General features: G+C 64.5%; 13 protein-coding genes. 5 read left to right on the forward strand and 8 right to left on the reverse strand.

Annotation, left to right across the window (positions count from 1 at the left end; genetic code table 11):
* Positions 1-102: 102 nt before the first annotated feature.
* Both LRS53_RS15660 and LRS53_RS15665 read right to left on the reverse strand, forming a co-directional pair.
* Positions 103-564 carry a response regulator gene (locus LRS53_RS15660; protein WP_231356515.1) on the reverse strand — a complete coding sequence of 154 codons (462 nt, stop codon included), beginning with the start codon at positions 562-564 and terminating at the stop codon, positions 103-105.
* An 8-nt stretch (positions 565-572) separates the two neighbouring features.
* Positions 573-2,822, reverse strand: a complete 2,250-nt coding sequence (locus tag LRS53_RS15665; protein ID WP_231356516.1) for an ATP-binding protein — start codon at positions 2,820-2,822, stop codon at positions 573-575.
* Between the two features lie 214 nt (positions 2,823-3,036).
* Here LRS53_RS15665 and LRS53_RS15670 point away from each other — a divergent pair, with 214 nt between their 5' ends.
* Positions 3,037-4,062: an alpha/beta fold hydrolase gene (locus tag LRS53_RS15670; protein ID WP_231356517.1), complete on the forward strand. Its 1,026-nt coding sequence runs from the start codon at positions 3,037-3,039 to the stop codon at positions 4,060-4,062.
* Positions 4,063-4,168: 106 nt separating this feature from the next.
* Here LRS53_RS15670 and LRS53_RS15675 read toward each other — a convergent pair whose 3' ends face one another.
* The 3 genes from LRS53_RS15675 to LRS53_RS15685 form a co-directional block, all read right to left on the reverse strand.
* Positions 4,169-9,016, reverse strand: a complete 4,848-nt coding sequence (locus LRS53_RS15675) for an NAD-glutamate dehydrogenase (RefSeq protein WP_231356518.1) — start codon at positions 9,014-9,016, stop codon at positions 4,169-4,171.
* A 192-nt stretch (positions 9,017-9,208) separates the two neighbouring features.
* Complete coding sequence (locus tag LRS53_RS15680; RefSeq protein ID WP_059314155.1) at positions 9,209-9,418, reverse strand: SlyX family protein; 210 nt, start codon at positions 9,416-9,418, stop codon at positions 9,209-9,211.
* Entirely contained in the window at positions 9,415-9,831 is a 417-nt protein-coding gene (locus LRS53_RS15685) for an HIT domain-containing protein (RefSeq protein WP_231356519.1), read from the reverse strand. The genes LRS53_RS15680 and LRS53_RS15685 overlap by 4 nt, the downstream gene beginning before the upstream one ends.
* A 368-nt stretch (positions 9,832-10,199) precedes the next feature.
* On the opposite strand from LRS53_RS15685, the gene LRS53_RS15690 reads away from it, so the two are divergent.
* The gene (locus LRS53_RS15690) at positions 10,200-11,519 is read left to right on the forward strand and encodes an OprD family porin (RefSeq protein WP_231356520.1); all 1,320 of its coding nucleotides are present in this window, start codon (positions 10,200-10,202) and stop codon (positions 11,517-11,519) included.
* 154 nt (positions 11,520-11,673) lie between these two features.
* Positions 11,674-13,380, forward strand: coding sequence for a proline--tRNA ligase (locus tag LRS53_RS15695; RefSeq protein ID WP_231356521.1), 1,707 nt, complete (start codon positions 11,674-11,676; stop codon positions 13,378-13,380).
* A 16-nt stretch (positions 13,381-13,396) separates the two neighbouring features.
* Here the strand turns inward: LRS53_RS15695 and LRS53_RS15700 are convergent, their stop codons facing one another.
* Both LRS53_RS15700 and LRS53_RS15705 read right to left on the reverse strand, forming a co-directional pair.
* On the reverse strand, positions 13,397-13,681 hold the full coding sequence (locus LRS53_RS15700) for an acylphosphatase (RefSeq protein ID WP_442968530.1): 285 nt from the start codon (positions 13,679-13,681) through the stop codon (positions 13,397-13,399).
* Positions 13,681-14,931 (reverse strand): YihY family inner membrane protein, encoded by a 1,251-nt coding sequence (locus LRS53_RS15705; protein ID WP_231356523.1) that lies wholly within the window; start codon positions 14,929-14,931, stop codon positions 13,681-13,683. Before LRS53_RS15705 ends, LRS53_RS15700 begins: the two co-directional genes overlap by 1 nt.
* Before the next feature lie 91 nt (positions 14,932-15,022).
* Between LRS53_RS15705 and arsC the strand changes: the two genes are divergently transcribed.
* The gene (gene arsC, locus LRS53_RS15710; RefSeq protein WP_231356524.1) at positions 15,023-15,376 is read left to right on the forward strand and encodes an arsenate reductase (glutaredoxin); all 354 of its coding nucleotides are present in this window, start codon (positions 15,023-15,025) and stop codon (positions 15,374-15,376) included.
* Positions 15,373-15,972, forward strand: a complete 600-nt coding sequence (gene wrbA / locus LRS53_RS15715) for an NAD(P)H:quinone oxidoreductase (RefSeq protein ID WP_017638944.1) — start codon at positions 15,373-15,375, stop codon at positions 15,970-15,972. The genes arsC and wrbA overlap by 4 nt, the downstream gene beginning before the upstream one ends.
* A 15-nt stretch (positions 15,973-15,987) precedes the next feature.
* Here wrbA and hda read toward each other — a convergent pair whose 3' ends face one another.
* A complete protein-coding gene (gene hda, locus LRS53_RS15720; protein WP_064306685.1) occupies positions 15,988-16,692 on the reverse strand; it encodes a DnaA regulatory inactivator Hda in 705 nt (234 codons plus the stop codon).
* Positions 16,693-16,788 lie beyond the last annotated feature (96 nt).

Below are 16,788 nucleotides of genomic sequence, written 5' to 3' on the forward strand. Positions count from 1 at the left end.
AAACGGGCGTCGGCCTTGAATCTGTTCGCTCAGGGGAACCGGTTCGCGCATGTCTGCCTGTCGCGGATAACTGGATACGGATGAACTGAGCTTGCTCACTCGCTAGCGGCCAGTCCGCCTGGTGACACGTCGCGATCCTGGGGGCGGCTCATTGAGCACAGCCCAGAATACGCCGAGATCACTGATCGCGGCGACGAAATCACGAAACTCGACCGGTTTGACCACGTAAGCGTTCACGCCCAGTTCGTACGCCTTCTCGAGATCAGGTTCTTCGCGTGACGACGTCAGCATGACCACGGGGATGCTGCACAATTCGGGGGTACCGCGAACCAGTTCGAGCACCTCGAGGCCATCGACCTTGGGCAGCTTGAGATCCAGTAGTATCACCGCCGGATTGCCAGGCTCCCGGTCAGCATGGGGCTCTCGCCGCAGCAGATAGTTCACCGCCTCGGCACCGTCGCGGAGCACCACGACATCGTTGGCCAGCTGGCTGCGCTCCAGAGCTACCAGGGTGAGCTCCAGATCGTGCGGATTGTCTTCGACCAGCACAATGGGTTTGAGCATGAACAGAACTACCTTTTGTGTACCGGCGACAGTCGTTGTTTGGGAAGGGCGAAGTAGAAGGTTGCGCCCTCGCCGATGGCGCCCTCTGCCCAGACACGACCGTCATGGCGTTCGATGATGCGTCTGACGCTGGCCAGGCCGATGCCGACCCCTTCGAATTCGTCGGCGTGGTGCAGGCGCTGGAAGACGCCGAACAGCTTGCCCACGTAATCCATGTTGAAGCCGACGCCGTTGTCCCGGACAAAGACGATGTCCTCGGAATCGCTCGGCAAGGTGCCGATCTCGATCACGGCGGGTTCTTCGTAGCGACTGTATTTGATGGCATTGGCCAACAGGTTGCGTAGGGCGAGATGGACAAAGGCGGCGTCGGCGATGACGACGGGCAAGGGGCCGATGTGCCATTCCACCTGCCGCTCGGCATAGTCCGGCGCCATCTCTTCGCGGATGGCTTCCACCAGGGCGGTGAGATTGACGTCGGAGTAGCGGATCGCGGCCCGCCCCATCTGTGAGAAGCTCAGCAGATTGTCGACCAGGCTGCCGGCGAAGCGCGCCGACGAACCAATGTTTTCCAGGAAACGTCGGCCCCGGTCCGACAGTTTGCCACCTTCGATATCGCCCAACAGCTCGGCATAGCCGGCGATGTGGCGCAGCGGCGCACGCAGGTCATGGGACACGCTGTAGGAGAACGCGGCCAGCTCCTTGTTGCTGCGTTGCAGCTCTTCGGCCAGCTCGGCCATTTCTTCGGCCTTGCGCAAGACGATCCCGCGGACCGCGTTGCGCAACTCGATGGCGCTTTCCAGCTCCAGCGGCGACCAGGGCAACGACAGACCCCGTACCGTCTCCTGCCAGAGCACGAAACTCTGTCGGGGCGACAGGCGCCCATCGCTGCCTTCCTGCTTGGTCGGACGTCCGGCCCAGTTGACCACCTGAACCAGTTCGCTGCGGAACCATATCAGGTAGTGGGAGTGCAATTCGGAAATGGGCACGGCCAGGATCCCGGCGGCATGCTGGGCAAGCTGCGGCAGCTCGGCGATATCCTTGGCGAGATTGTCGGTGACGTAGTGATCCTTGACGTTGACCGACAGCCATTCGACCAGGCTGTCCACCACCTCGCGCGGCGGCACCTGGCCGATCAGCTCGGTACCGTCGGAGGAGATGATGGCGGCACCCTGGGCCCGGGCGAAACCCAGATAGACCTGCGGCAGTTCCAGCAGCCCCTGGCAGACACTGTCGCGGTCGGCCATGGCCGACAGCATCTGCACCATGGATTGGCGCAGGGCCAGACGGCGGTCGGATTCCGCGTGGGTCTCGGCCGCATCGATCTGCAGCGACAGCACCCGGCCAAACAGCTCGCAGGCGGTACGCGTCTGGAACGACACCCGCTGGGGCTGACGATCATGGCAGAGCACCAACCCCCAGAGGCGGTCGCCGACCACGATGGAGACGGACATGGATGCCAGGGTGCCCATGTTTTTCATGTACTGCAGATGCACCGGTGACACGCTGCGCAGCTGCGCGAAGCTGAGATCCAGCGGTTGCCCGGTCGATGGATTGATCGGCGGCTGCAGCGGCGAGGGCTGATAGCAGGCATTGCCGATCACCCGGATACGGTTGGCCAGGTACAGGCGCCGGGCCTGGGCCGGAATGTCCGAGGCGGGGAATCTCAGCCCCAGGTAGGTGGGTACCCCCGGCGCGCACTCCTCGGCCAGGACCTGACCATGACCGTCGTCGTCGAAGCGATAGATCATGGTGTGATCGAAACCGGAGATACGCCTGGCTTCGCGCACGGCCAGCGTGGCGATGGCGTCGACGGTTTCCGCCTGATGCAGTTGCTCGATGAATACCCGCACCATGGGATAGAGGGTATTGAGGCCGAGTCGGCTGTCCACCGGCGCCTCGAACTCGACGATCAGCACCCCGCCGAAGCGATGCATGAACAGGGCGAAGGTCTGCTGTCGCGGTCCCAGGGTCACGTCACCCTGATAGATGGGATTCTGCTCTTCCTGGGCCAGGGCGCCGAGCATCGCGGGCAGATCCCGATCCGGCAGCAATTCGCCCAGGGTGCGTCCCAGCACCTCCTCCACAGCGGTCCCGAGGTAATCGAGCACATTGGCGCTGGCCTGCACGATGCGCAGATCCGGCTCTTCCACGGCGAACAGGAAGCCATGTTCCTGGATACTGCCGGGAATGTGGATCGGCTCATTGGCACAATCGGCCAGAGCATCGGGCTGCGTCTTGGAGGGTGACTCGAGCGCCAAACCGGGAACCTCGTGTGATCGGGGAGAAACGCAGGAAAGAGGTGTGCAAAAAGGGAATCAATAATCGTCCAGACTACCAGACCCTGGGCGGGAGGCGAAGCGAAACGGCACCCACCCTGACCACCTGCTCAAAAGGCGATAGCCCGTCCGGGGCAAGCCGGAATCTTCACCCCTGGCGTCTGGTCGGACCTGGTTTAGCCCCAGGAATCCATCCATGTCCCTGCGCCTCGCCCTCCCCCTGGCCACTCTGTTGCTGAGCCCACTCACTCAGGCGCAGTCCGTCTATGGCGAACGTCTCGAAGGCTTCGACTACGACTTTCCGGTCAAGACCTTCAGCTTCGACTCTCAGCGCCAAGCGTTGGAGATGGCCTATCTCGATGTCGCGCCGAGCGAAAAACCGAACGGCCGGACCCTGGTCCTGCTGCACGGCAAGAACTTCTGTGCCGGTACCTGGGCACAGAGCATCCAGGTGCTGAGCGCTGCCGGCTATCGGATCGTGGCCCCGGATCAGATCGGTTTCTGCAAATCCAGCAAGCCGGCGCACTATCAGTACAGCTTCCAGCAACTGGCCGCCAATACCCGCGCCCTGCTCGACCACCTGGGCATCGCCCGGGCGACGCTGATCGGTCACTCGACCGGCGGCATGCTGGCCACCCGCTATGCGCTGCTCTATCCCGAGGCCACCGAACAGCTGGTACTGGTCAACCCTATCGGCCTGGAGGACTGGAAGGCCCTGGGCGTGCCCTATCGCAGCATCGACCAGTGGTACGCCCGGGAACTCAAGACCTCCGCCGATGGCATCCGCGACTACGAGCGCAGCACCTATTACGCCGGCCAGTGGTCGCCGGACTACGACCGCTGGGTCGACATGCTCGCGGGTCTCAACAACGGGCCGGGCAAGGAGCGGGTGGCGTGGAACTCAGCACTGATCTACGACATGATCTACAGCCAGCCGGTGGTCTATGAATTCGTGCGATTGCGCATGCCCACCCTGCTGCTGATCGGCCAGCGCGACACCACGGCTATCGGCAAGGATGCCGCGCCAGCCGAGCTCAAGGCACAGCTGGGTCGCTATCCCGAATTGGGCAAGGCGGCGGCGCGGCGTATCCCCCGGGCGACCCTGGTGGAATTCGAGGATCTGGGCCATGCGCCCCAGATGCAGGCGCCGGAACGCTTTCACCAGGCACTGCTGCAAGGGCTGAGCACCCTCAAGGCTCCCTCGGCGCCGCCCAAACCCTGATCTGATTCCGCTCATAAAAAAGGCGGAGCACCCGAGGGTACGCCGCCTTTTCATGGCGCTGTCGGATCAGGGCGCCCGCGAAATCCAGTCGCGGGTACCCGTCGCCTCAGACGCTGCTGCTGGCCAGATCCGCCAGTTCACGACTGGCGACGCTGTACATCGCATAGTCCTGGCCGCTGGCATTGCGCAGATCCACCAGAAGGCCCCGCCAGCGCTCCACCGCCGCCCTATGGCGTTCCAGCCACAGTGACAACCGGGCTTCCGGATCGCTCGGCGCCTCGCTCAGATTGAGCATGGCGACGGTGATGGTACGCTGCTGCACATCCACCTCGTCGCGGAACGCCTCGCGGGCCAGGGCCTGCCAGGCATTGGCCACCGGCAGCTGGTTGAGTTGCTGCTGATACCAGGCCAGATCCAGCACATCGCCCGCCGCGAACCAGGTGGCCGCCACCGCCAGCGGATCCTGGGCAGTGACCTCCGCCGCCTGGATCACCGGCAGCAGCGTATAGATGTGGTTGGTCCCGGCGACCACGCGCGCCAGCAGCTCGGGTACGCCCGCTTCGGTATAGGCGCGGAAGCGCTCTTCCCAGTCCTGGCGCGGTTCGCCCTGCAGCAGTTCATCCAGGCGTACCCCCAGGGCGGCGATGCGTGGCCCGAAGAAGGCCGCCACGGCCCCGGCATCCAGGCCGCTGCGATGGCTGCGCAGGAACCAGCGGGTGGCCCGGCGCCCCAGGCGCATCAGCTCGCTCATCAGGCGCAGTTGCAGGTCAGCCGGCACCTGATGATCCAGGGCCTCCACCTGACGCCACCAGTGCGGCAGATGCAGCACATCGCGCATCACCACATAGGCGCGGGCGACATCGGCCGCGCTCATGCCGGTGGATTCGCACAGGCGCTGCACGAAGGTGATGCCCATGTGGTTGATCAGGTCGTTGGCGATCTGGTTGGCGACGATCTCGCGCTTGAGGCGGTGGCGCGCCATGGCCTCGGGGAACTGCTCGGTCAGGCGCTGCGGGAAGGCGCCCTGCATGTCCCGGGCGAGGTACTCATCATCCGGCACCGAAGAGGCCAGCAACTGTTCCTTGAGGTCGATCTTGCTGTAGGAGATCAGCACCGACAGCTCGGCCCGGGTCAGCCCCTGTTCCTTGGCCGCGCGCTCGGCGAGCACCTCATCGCTGGGCAGGAATTCGAGGGTACGATCCAGCTTGCCGCGCCCTTCGAGATCCACGATCAGCCGTTGGTACTCGGCCAGGTGGGTCCGCGCGCGATACTCCGCCAGGGACAGGGCTCCGGTCTGCATGTAGTTGTTGGCGACCACCAGCTCGCCGACCTCGTCGGTCATCTCGCCCATCAGCGTATTGCGCTGCTTGACGGTCATGTCGCCGGCGGAGACCACATCGCCCAGCAGGATCTTGATGTTGACCTCATGGTCGGAGCAGTCCACGCCCCCGGCGTTGTCGATGAAGTCGGTGTTGCAGGCGCCACCGTGCAGGCCGAACTCCACCCGCGCCAGCTGGCTCATGCCCAGGTTGCCGCCCTCGCCGATCACCTTGGCGCGCAGGTCGCAGCCATCGACGCGCAGACCGTCGTTGGCCTTGTCGCCGATATCGGCGTGGGTTTCGAAGCTGGCCTTGACGTAGGTGCCGATGCCGCCATTCCAGATCAGGTCCACCGGCGCCTTGAGCAGGGCGTTGATCAGCTCGTTGGGCGTCAGGTGATCGGCGGTCAGGTCGAAGCGCGCCTTCATCTCGGGGCTGATGGCGATGCGCTTGGCACTGCGCGGGAAGATGCCACCGCCCTGGGAGATCAGGCTGGCGTCATAGTCGGTCCAGCTCGACCGCGGCAGGTTGAACAGCCGCTCGCGCTCGACATAGCTGCGCTCGGCGTCCGGGTTGGGATCGATGAAGATGTGCAGGTGGTTGAAGGCCGCCACCAGCTCCAGGCTGCGCGAACGCAGCAGGCCGTTGCCGAAGACGTCGCCGGCCATGTCGCCGATGCCCACCACGGTGACCGGATCGGTCTGGACATCGATGCCGCGCTCACGGAAGTGACGCTGCACGCTGACCCAGGCACCCCGGGAGGTGATGCCCATCTTCTTGTGGTCGTAGCCCGCCGAACCACCGGAGGCGAAGGCGTCGTCGAGCCAGAAACCGTAGTCCTGGGCGATGCCGTTAGCGATGTCGGAGAAGGTCGCGGTGCCCTTGTCGGCCGCCACCACCAGATAGGGATCGTCGCCGTCGTAGCGCACCACCGCGGCCGGCGGCACCACCTCGCCATCCTTGAGATTGTCGGTGATGTCCAGCAGACCGCTGATGAAGATGCGGTAGCAGGCGATGGCCTCGGCCTGGATCTCGTCACGGGAGCCACCGGTGGGTAGCCGGCGCGGCACGAAGCCACCCTTGGCGCCCACAGGCACGATCACCGAATTCTTGACCTGCTGCGCCTTGACCAGGCCCAGCACCTCGGTGCGGTAGTCTTCCTCGCGATCCGACCAGCGCAGGCCGCCACGGGCGACGTTGCCGAAGCGGAGGTGCACCCCTTCCACGCGTGGGCTGTAGACGAAGATCTCGTAGCGCGGCACCGGACGCGGCAACTCGGGAATGGCCTTGGGATCGAGCTTGAAGCTGAAGTAGGCCTTGGGCTTGCCGGCGGCATCGGTCTGGAACACGTTGGTTCTCAGGGTCGCCTTGATCAGGTCCAGATAGCGCCGCAGGATGCGGTCTTCGTTGAGCACCGCGACGTCGTCGAGGGCGCTGAGGATGGCCTGCTCCAGCCGCTGTTGCTTGTCGTCCAGGTCTTCGCTGGTCATGCGCCGCGCCAGATAGAACTTCATGCGGAACAGCCGCACCAGTTCCCGGGCGATATCGACATGGGCGTTGAGGGTGGCGGCGATGTAGCCGATGTCGAAGCCGATGCGGATCTGCTTGAGATAGCGCGCATAGGCGCGCAGCACCGCGACGTCGCGCCAGGGCAGCCCGGCGGTCAACACCAGGCGATTGAAGCTGTCGTTTTCCGCCTGGCCTTCCACCACTTGGACGAAGGCGTCCTGGAAGGTGTCGTTGAGTTGCTGCAGATCCAGCTCGAGGCCGGCCACGGTGGTGAAGGCGAAGTCATGGATCCAGTAGCGGCGGCCATTGCGATGACGCAGCTCGTAGGGAAATTCGCCGAGCACCCGCAGGCCGAGATTTTCCAGGATCGGCAAGACGTCCGACAACGCCAGGGGCGTGTCGGCGTGGTAGAGCTTGCAGTGCAGAATGTTGTCGCCGGTCTGGGTCAGCGGCTGGTAGAAGCCCATGGCCAGACGGCGATCGTCCTTCAGGGCCAGCAGGTGGCGCATGTCCACCACGGCCAGGTGCGGCGCGAAGCGCTCGCGGTAGCCGGCCGGGAAACCCAGCGGGTAATCGGCCAGGATGGAGGTGCCCTGGGCTTCACCGAAGCTATCCACCATCAGGCTGGCGAAATCGTCCTTCCAGCTGCGGCAGGCCTGCACCATCTCCTGCTCCAGGCGCGCCGGATCGACATCCTGGGGCTGCAGGGGATCGACGCGCAGGATGAACTGCACCCGCGCCAGCACGGATTCGGAGAAGAAGGTCCAGAATTCGCAGTCGGTGCCGTGCAGGCGATCCATGAGGATCTGCTGCATGCGCTGGCGCACTTCGGTGGAGTAGATGTCGCGCGGCACATAGGCCAGGCAATAGAAGAACTGGCCATAGGGATCGCGGCGCAGGAAGACGCGCACCTTGCTGCGTTCCTGGATCTGCACGATGGCCATGGCGGTGCTGAAGAGATCGTCCACCGGGGTCTGGAACAGATCGTCCCGCGGCAGGCCTTCGAGCACCTGCGCCAGTTCCTTGCCCAGGTGGGCGCTGCTGTCGAAATCGGCGCGGCGGCGCACCTCGTCGACCTTGCGGCGGATGTAGGGAATCTCGCGCACGCTGTCGTTGTAGACGCTGGAGGTATAGAGGCCCATGAAGCGATGCTCGCGCACCACCCGGCCATTGGCGTCCACCTCGCGCAGGGAGACGAAATCGGGGTAGGCCGGACGATGCACCCGGCTCGGGTCGGCCGCCTTGGCAAAGGACAGTAGCACCGGCTCGCGCAGGTAACGCAGCGGATCACCGGACAGGCTGATCTCGGCCGTCTCGGGACGGCCGCGCAGACGCCGCGACAGCCCCAGCAGGGAGTCGGGCACATAGCGTTGCACCGCGGTCTCGCCATCGCCTTCGACGGTGAATTCCTCGTAGCCGAGGAAGGTGAATCTGTCGTTGCGCAGCCAGTCGAGGAAAGCCTTGACCTCGGCCAGCTCCCCCTCCTCCACGCCCGCCGGACGCCGATCCAGCCAGGTCAGCAGGTCGGCGACCTTGGCCTTCATGGCGGCGAAGTCACCGACCGTCAGCCGCACCTCGCCGAGGATCTCCTGCAGCGCTGCCTCCAAGGCGCGCAACTCGCTGGTTGCCGCGCAGCGGTCGATCTCAAGGAACATCAGGGCTTCGCGGGTCACTCCTTCGCCCTGCTGGCCCTTGGGCAGCAATTCGAGCAACCGGCCCTGGGCATCTCGACGGACGCTGAGAACGCTGTTCTGCAGGGTATGGACGCTGTAGCCCTGGCGATTGAGTTCCATGCGCACCGAGTCCACCAGGAACGGCGAATCGGCGTGCAGTACCTCGACCACAGTGTGGCTCGATTGCCAGCCGTGTCGTTCGTAATCCGGATTGAAGACCTGCACCCGCGGCTCGGCCGGATCGAAGACGTCCAGCAGGCGCCAGGCCGACAGCACGCAGCCGACCAGATCGGACAGCCGACGCTGAGTGAGTTCTTCCAGCGGGACGATGCCGAAGAACTGGGCGGTGAAGCGCTCCAGCTGTTCAAGGGTTTCCCCTTCGACATGGGCCGCAAGGGCATTCTTGAGTTGTTGTTGGAAATCCGCTTGGCTGGCAGCGGTGAAAAACGCCATAACCGTACTCCGTCCTGAAGGTGCTGTGGGCTTCGCTCCGCAGAGGACAGGCCTCTCCCGGAGCGAGTTCCACAGGGGACGAGGCCGGACTGCACCAAAAAAGTGCAAGGATGCAGTGCCGCTAGAGTAGCCGGCAAAGCCGCCTGCGCACGTACGTCAGGGCGACAACAAGATTCAGCTGCGGAACGGATCTCAATAGTGTGGCGGCGGGGCTTCGTCCGGCATCCCCCCGCCACCGCCGCTTTGCAACTCGGCCTGGCGCTCGGCCAGCAGGCGGATCTGCGCCGCACAGCGATCCAGGGCGCGTTGCTGCTCGACGATGATGTCATTGAGGGTCTGGATGGTGTCGTCCTGGAACGCCTGACGCATTTCCAGATCGGCGATACGTTCTTCGAGGGTCATGCCTGTGCCTCCTCGTCAATCAACAGCCGCCAGCGTTCCGAAGCGGCACGGCCGGCCTCCATGTCATAGGATTCGCGTGGTGAGTGCCCCCATACCGGGCCGGGCCAGGCCGGATCGCCCTCCTGCCGCAGCAGGACGTGCAGGTGCAATTGCCTGACGACGTTGCCCAGCGCCCCGATGTTCAACTTGAGGTCTGGTTGAGCGCTCCGCAACACCTGGGCAACAAGTGTCACCTCTCGCCACAGTTGTGCCTGATCCTGGGGTGACAGGTCGAGGATCTCGGTAACACCTTCGCGGCGGGGTACCAGCACCAGCCAGTCATAGCGCCTGTCGTTCAGCAGTAACACCTGGCACAGCGTCAAGGACGCCACTTCCAGGGTATCGCCGGCCAGTCGTGGGTCTATTTGGAACATCTCATCTCCTGCCAACACCAGTAGGCACTAAAAGTGTGCACAGCTTTGGGTAAGTGAAACCTTTGGTGTCACAAAGGTGCAACCAAGCCTTCCGAAACTGCCCATTACCCGGGACGCGGACCGGTGATAGACAGGCGGGCTCAGGGATTAAGGATTTGTGCACGCTTTTTGCTATCACGATCCGGGTACGACGATCGGACGGGAACTCTTAAAGAAATTTCTTAAGAGTCCTGGTTAATCCGCTCATTACACGCAAAATTTTGATGAAGCCTATCGCCCCTCCGAGAGAGGTGCTATATGTGCCGCCATTAGAACAAACAGCCACGGCTGACACGATGGCTGACTTTCAACCCAAAGGAGCATTTCTGATGCAAGCGATGAAGTGGAGCATTCTCGCCCTGGCCGTAGCTGCAGGGACCACTCAACTGGCTTTCGCCGACCAGCAGTCCGAATCCAAGGGCTTTGTCGAAGACAGCAAGCTGACCCTGCTGAACCGTAACTACTACTTCAACCGGGACGTCAAAAACGGCGCCAACGATCGTAAAGATTGGAGCCATGGCTTCCTGATGAACTACGCATCGGGCTTCACTCAAGGCACCGTCGGTGTCGGTGTCGACGCCTTTGGCTACCTGGGTCTGAAACTGGACGGCGGTCGTGGCACCGTAGGCTCCGGAAACCTGCAGGTCGACAGCGACGGCCGCAACAAGGACGAGTACTCCACTGCTGGTGCCGCCGTCAAACTGCGCATCTCCAACACCGTCCTGAAGTACGGCAACGTGCAGCCCACCTCCCCGGTCTTCGCCGTGGGTGGCAGCCGCCTGTTCCCGCAGACCGCCACCGGCTTCATGCTGACCAGCGAAGAGATCGAGAATCTGTTCCTGGAAGCTGGTCACATCACCGCTGCGCGTGACCGCACCAACACCTACCACGACGGCAACATGGGCGCGGCTTACGCTACCGCGTTTACCGCCAGCTCCGCCGACTACCTGGGTGGCAAGTACAAGATCAATGATCAGCTGAATGCGTCGCTGTACTACGGCCGCATGGAAGATCTGTGGAACCAGTACTATGCCAACGTCAACTATGTGCAGCCGTTGAGTGCCAACCAGGCGCTGACCTTCGACTTCAACTACTACCACACCAAGGACGCGGGCAGCGCCAAGCTGGGTGACTTCACCAATAACGCCTACTCCCTGGCCGCTGCCTACAGCATCGATGCCCACACCTTCACCCTGGCCTACCAGGCCGTGAGCAGCGACTCGCCGTTCGACTACGTTGCCGTGGGTGGCAAGGGTTCTGGTGCTGGCACTGGCAACGGTGGCGACAGTATCTTCCTGGCCAACTCCATCCAGTACTCCGACTTCAACGCCTCTGGCGAGAAGTCCTGGCAGGCTCGCTACGACCTGAACATGGCCACCCTGGGCGTACCCGGCCTGAGCTTCATGGCCCGTTATATCTACGGCCACGACATCGATGCGCCGAAAGCCGGTACCGCTTACGCCGGCCTGTACCAGGATGGCGACAAAGAGCGCGAGACCAACGTCGAAGCCAAGTACGTCCTGCAGAGCGGCCCGGCCAAGGACCTGTCCTTCCGTATCCGTCAAGCCTGGCACCGTGGCGACGCCAGCACCGGCGGCACCGTCAACGAGTTCCGCCTGATCACCGAGTACCCGCTGAACATCCTCTAATAGAGGTCAGCCCTACTCGCACGATCCAGCAGCCCGGCATCCGCCGGGCTGCTCTTTTCCGGCCCCTGGTCGGCGCCGCCCGCGTCCCTGTACGCCCTGCCCCACCCCACCGTACAATGCCGGTCCCGTCTCGATGCCGACAGACCGCCTAGCCATGCGTACCAGTCAGTTCCTGCTGTCCACCCTCAAAGAAACCCCTTCCGATGCCGTGGTGATCAGCCACCAGCTGCTGCTGCGTGCCGGCATGATCCGCAAACTGGCCTCCGGCCTCTATACCTGGCTGCCGCTGGGCCTGCGCGTGCTGCGCAAGGTGGAAGCCGTGGTGCGTGAGGAAATGAACGCCACTGGCGCCCTGGAGGTGCTGATGCCGGCGATCCAGCCCGCCGAGCTGTGGCAGGAATCCGGCCGTTGGGAGCAGTACGGCCCCGAGCTGCTGCGTCTGAAGGACCGTCATCAGCGCGATTTCTGCGTGGGCCCGACCCATGAGGAAGTCATCACCGATCTGATGCGCAACGAGCTGAACAGCTACAAGCAGCTGCCGATCAACCTGTACCAGATCCAGACCAAGTTCCGCGACGAGATCCGCCCGCGTTTCGGCCTGATGCGCGGTCGCGAGTTCGTGATGAAGGACGCCTACTCCTTCCACCTGAACCAGGCCTCGCTGCAGCAAACCTATGACGCCATGTACCAGGCGTACTGCAATGTCTTCACCCGTCTGGGTCTGAATTTCCGTCCGGTGCAGGCCGACAACGGCTCCATCGGCGGCAGCGGTTCCCATGAATTCCACGTGCTGGCCGGCTCCGGTGAAGACGACATCGCCTTCAGCGACAGCTCCGACTACGCCGCCAACATCGAGAAGGCCGAGGCCCTGCCGCGGGAAACCGCGCGTGGCGCCGCCACCGAAGAATTGCGCCTGGTCGATACCCCCGACACCAAGACCATCGCCGATCTGGTGGAGAAATTCGGTCTGGCCATCGAGAAGACCGTGAAGACCCTGGTGGTACGCGGCGCCGAGGAAGGCAAGCTGGTCGCCCTGGTGGTGCGTGGCGATCACGAGCTCAACGAAATCAAGGCGGCCAACCTGCCGGAGGTCGCCAGCCCCCTGGTGTTCGCCACCGAGCCCGAGATTCGTGCCGCCATTGGCGCCAGCCCCGGCTCCCTGGGCCCGATGAATCTGTCGATTCCCTGCATCGTCGATCGCTCGGTCGCCCTGATGAGCGACTTCGGCATCGGTGCCAACCAGGAAGACAAGCACTACTTCGGCGTCAACTGGGAGCGCGATCTGCCGCTGCCCCAGGTCGCCGACCTGCGCAACGTGGTGGCCGGCGATCCGAGTCCGGATGGCCAGGGTACCCTGGTGATCAAGCGCGGCATCGAAGTGGGTCATATCTTCCAGCTGGGCACCAAGTACAGCGAGGCCATGAAGCTGTCGGTCCTGGGCGAGGAAGGCAAACCCACCCTCCTGACCATGGGCTGCTACGGCATCGGGGTATCCCGCGTGGTCGCCGCCGCCATCGAGCAGAACCACGACGAGCGCGGCATCCGCTGGCCGGCCGCCCTGGCGCCCTTCCAGATCGCCCTGGTGCCGATGAAGTACGAGAACGCGGCAGTGAAGGAAGCCACCGATCGCCTCTATGCCGAGCTAAAGGCGGCCGGCTTCGACGTGCTGCTGGACGACCGCGACAAGAAGACCAGCCCTGGCGTGAAGTTCGCCGACATGGAGCTGATCGGCATCCCCCATCGCCTGGTGGTGGGTGAGCGCGGCCTCAATGAAGGCCTGGTCGAGTACAAGGGCCGTACCGACAGCGACAGCCAGAACGTCGCCCTGGCCGAGATCGTCGGCTTCCTCAAAGCCCGCTGAGGGCTACCGTTCCAGGTCAGGCGTCCGTGCGCCTGACCTGGAAGTCGGTGAAGCCTGCGCAGGCCACCTCCTCCAGCTCCACCCCGGTCACCCGCGCCGCTGCCGGTCCCTGCCAGAGCCACGCTTCCAGTCTGGCGAGCGCCTCGGTCGGGCCTTCCAGATGGCACTCCACCCGGCCATCGGCCAGATTCCGCACCCAGCCCGTGACGCCCAGCCGCTGCGCCTCCTGCCGCGTGCTCTCGCGATAGTAGACACCCTGAACGCGGCCACTGATCAGGCCGTGACGCGCCGCTCTGTCCATCATCGCGAGGCTCCCCGCTCTTCCAGCACTGGCGCGACCTTGAGCCAGTGAGCCACGCTCCCGGCCAGCAGTTCATGACGCTGCGCCTGCAGTCGGGTGAAGGCCTCTTGCAGCTGCGGATACCAGTCACCGGGAAAGCGTTCGGCGGGCGGCCAGCAATCCGGCGCGGGCGGCGCCCAGGGCGCGCGATCCAGCAGATCCAGGAGCGCATAGCCATGCAGATCGCGGCAAAGCACCCAGTGACCGCTGTCGTTCTGGCACACCAGGCGCTCCTGCTGCAGGAAGGCCAGCACCGCATGCCATTCGTGCTCCGGCAGCTTCCAACCGGCCTGATGCAACCGCCCCAGGTGCAGGCTGGAACCGCTCTGCTGACGCTCCAGAAAGGCGCGCAGCACGGCGAGCAGGATGAAAAAGGCCGGCAAGGGCGCGCGGCGCCAGTGGTGGGTGGTGGACAGGCTGCAGACCACCTCCGCCCCCAGCAGCACGATCAGCCAGCAGACATAGATCCACACCAGGAACAGCGGCACCGTGGCGAAGGCGCCATAGATCAGCTGGTAGCCGGGGAAATAGAAGACATAGAGACCGAACAGACTCTTGGCCGCCTCGAACAGCACCCCGGTCAGGGCGCCGCCGATCAGCGCATGGCGTAGGGGTACCCGGGTGTTGGGCACGGCCGCGTACATCAGGGTGAAGGCAGCGATGCTGAACAGCAGCGGCGTGACCTTGAGCAGCACCTGGGCGCCGGACATGCCGTAGGAGCCGAACACCAGGGCCACCGAGGCCAGGTAGGTGCTCATGGCGAAGCCGGCGCCCAGCAGCAGGGGCCCCAGGCTGAGCACGGCCCAGTAGAGCAGGAAGCTGGAGACCCCACGTCGTGGAATGCGTACCCGCCAGATGTCGTTGAAGGTCTTTTCCACCGTCACCAGCATGAAGAAGGACGTCACCGCCAGCAGGGCCACGCCCAGCCAGGTCAGGTGCCGCGCCTGCTCGATGAAGTTGCGCAGGTATTCTTCCAGGGTCGCCCCGGTGGAGGGCACGAAATTGCGGAAGATGAAGGCCTGGATCTGCACTTCCGTGCCCTGGAAGGCGGGTATCGCCGAGAGCATGGCGAAGGTCACGGTCATCACCGGGACCACCGCGAACAGGGTGGTATAGGTCAGGGCCGCGGCATTGTTGGGCGCGCGGTCTTCGATGAAGCGGTCGGCGAGGTAGCGAACGAAGGACAGCAGTTCACGCAAGCGGGCCGGCATTGGCGGTTCCTCGAAAGGCACGGTCAAGGGCTGGCGCGGCAGTCCTCGCCAACCCGCTACAATGGCCATCTTACCTTCTATGGATCAGCCCATGAGTGAAATCGTCCTCTATCACAATCCGCGCTGCTCGAAATCGCGGGCGGCGCTGGCGCTGCTGCAAAGCCGCGAGCTAGCCGTGTCCGTGGTGCCCTACCTGGACACGCCGCCGGATGCCGCGACCCTGCGCGCACTGCTCGCCAAGCTGGGCCTGGAGGCGCGCCAGTTGCTGCGTACCGGCGAGGAGATCTATCGCGAATTGAACCTCGCTGATCCGACGCTGGGCGAAGACGCCCTGATCGCAGCCGTGGCTGCCCACCCCAAGCTGATCGAGAGACCCATCGCCGTGCGCGGCTCACGCGCCGTCGTCGGTCGTCCCCCCGAGCGTGTCCTGGAGATCCTGCAATGACCCCCGAAGCCTATGTCCTGGTGCTCTACTACAGCCGCCATGGCGCCACCGCCGAGATGGCCCGCCAGGTCGCCCGCGGGGTGGAAATGGGCGGCATGGCCGCGCGCCTGCGCACCGTGCCGGCGGTGTCCGCCGAGTGTGCCGCGGTCGCCCCGGCCGTGCCCGAGCAGGGCGCGGTCTACGCCACCCTAGACGACCTGCGCGACTGCGCGGCCCTGGCCCTGGGCAGTCCGACGCGCTACGGCAACATGGCCGCCGCCATGAAGTATTTCCTGGATGGCACCAACAGCCTCTGGCTGACCGGCGCCCTGGTGGACAAGCCCGCCGGCGTCTTCACCTCCACCGCCAGCCTGCACGGCGGCCAGGAGAGCACCCTGCTGTCCATGGCCCTGCCGCTGCTGCACCATGGCATGCTCATCACCGGCCTGCCCTACAGCGAGAGCGCCCTGCTGGAAACCAAGGGTGGCGGTACGCCCTATGGGCCGAGTCATTTCGCCGGGGCGGATGGCAAGCGCGCGCTGGACGAGCAGGAAACGGCGCTGTGCCGGGCCCTGGGCAAGCGCCTGGCGACCCTGGCGGGGCGCCTGCAAAAGTAGCGGTAGCCGGCACGGCTACCAGCCCATGATTTCCTTGACGAAGGGAATGGTGAGCTTGCGTCGCGCCTGCAGCGAGGCCTGATCCAGGCGTTCGAGCATGTCGAACAGGGCGTCCATGCTGCGGGTGTTGCGCGAAAGGATGAAGCGGCCGACCTCGTCGGTCAGGTGCAGGCCGCGGCGAGAGGCGCGCAGCTGCAGGGCACGCAGCTTGTCTTCGTCGGACAGGGGTCGCAGCTGGAAGACCAGCGCCAGGGTCAGGCGCGATTTCAGATCGGCAAGTTGCACCGGCAACTGCCGTGGCGCCGCGGTGCTGGAGATCAGCAGCCGCTTGCCGGCATCGCGCAGGCGATTGAACAGATGGAAGAGCGCCTCTTCCCAGCGTCGCTGGCCGGCCAGGGCATCGAGATCGTCGAGGCAGACCAGCTCGCACTGTTCGAGGTTGTCGAACAGCTCGACGCCATAGTCGGCCAGTTCACCCATGGGCAGGTAGATGGCCCGCTCGCCCAGTTCCTCCAAGCGGTGGCAGGCCGCCTGCATCAAATGACTGCGACCGGCGCCGGCGCCACCCCAAAGATAGATCAGACTTTCCGTCCAGCCGGCATCGGCGTCGCAGAGACGCTCGACATAGCCGAGCGCCGCGGCATTGGCGCCAGGGTAGTAGTTGACGAAGGTGGCGTCGTCACGCAGACGAATGCCCAGGGGCAGCTGTAAAGGCATCATGCCAGCTCGAACGGCTCTTGGCAGTTTCGCGAGGGCGCCAAGTCTAACCAAATCCTGGCCCCCTCGCAGCAGCCGCTTCAGTCTTGGGTGTCGGCC

Source organism: Pseudomonas sp. PLB05 (genome assembly GCF_021106615.1).
Lineage (GTDB): Bacteria > Pseudomonadota > Gammaproteobacteria > Pseudomonadales > Pseudomonadaceae > Chryseomonas > Chryseomonas benzopyrenica.

Excerpts from the sequence above, each read along its gene's own strand:
- LRS53_RS15660 (WP_231356515.1), bottom strand. The coding sequence starts at position 564 with ATGCTCAAACCCATTGTGCTGGTCGAAGACAATCCGCACGATCTGGAG.
- LRS53_RS15670 (WP_231356517.1), top strand. The coding sequence starts at position 3,037 with ATGTCCCTGCGCCTCGCCCTCCCCCTGGCCACTCTGTTGCTGAGCCCA.
- LRS53_RS15675 (WP_231356518.1), bottom strand. The coding sequence starts at position 9,016 with ATGGCGTTTTTCACCGCTGCCAGCCAAGCGGATTTCCAACAACAACTC.
- LRS53_RS15680 (WP_059314155.1), bottom strand. The coding sequence starts at position 9,418 with ATGACCCTCGAAGAACGTATCGCCGATCTGGAAATGCGTCAGGCGTTC.
- LRS53_RS15685 (WP_231356519.1), bottom strand. The coding sequence starts at position 9,831 with ATGTTCCAAATAGACCCACGACTGGCCGGCGATACCCTGGAAGTGGCG.
- LRS53_RS15690 (WP_231356520.1), top strand. The coding sequence starts at position 10,200 with ATGCAAGCGATGAAGTGGAGCATTCTCGCCCTGGCCGTAGCTGCAGGG.
- LRS53_RS15695 (WP_231356521.1), top strand. The coding sequence starts at position 11,674 with ATGCGTACCAGTCAGTTCCTGCTGTCCACCCTCAAAGAAACCCCTTCC.
- LRS53_RS15700 (WP_442968530.1), bottom strand. The coding sequence starts at position 13,681 with ATGGACAGAGCGGCGCGTCACGGCCTGATCAGTGGCCGCGTTCAGGGT.
- LRS53_RS15705 (WP_231356523.1), bottom strand. The coding sequence starts at position 14,931 with ATGCCGGCCCGCTTGCGTGAACTGCTGTCCTTCGTTCGCTACCTCGCC.
- arsC (WP_231356524.1), top strand. The coding sequence starts at position 15,023 with ATGAGTGAAATCGTCCTCTATCACAATCCGCGCTGCTCGAAATCGCGG.
- wrbA (WP_017638944.1), top strand. The coding sequence starts at position 15,373 with ATGACCCCCGAAGCCTATGTCCTGGTGCTCTACTACAGCCGCCATGGC.
- hda (WP_064306685.1), bottom strand. The coding sequence starts at position 16,692 with ATGATGCCTTTACAGCTGCCCCTGGGCATTCGTCTGCGTGACGACGCC.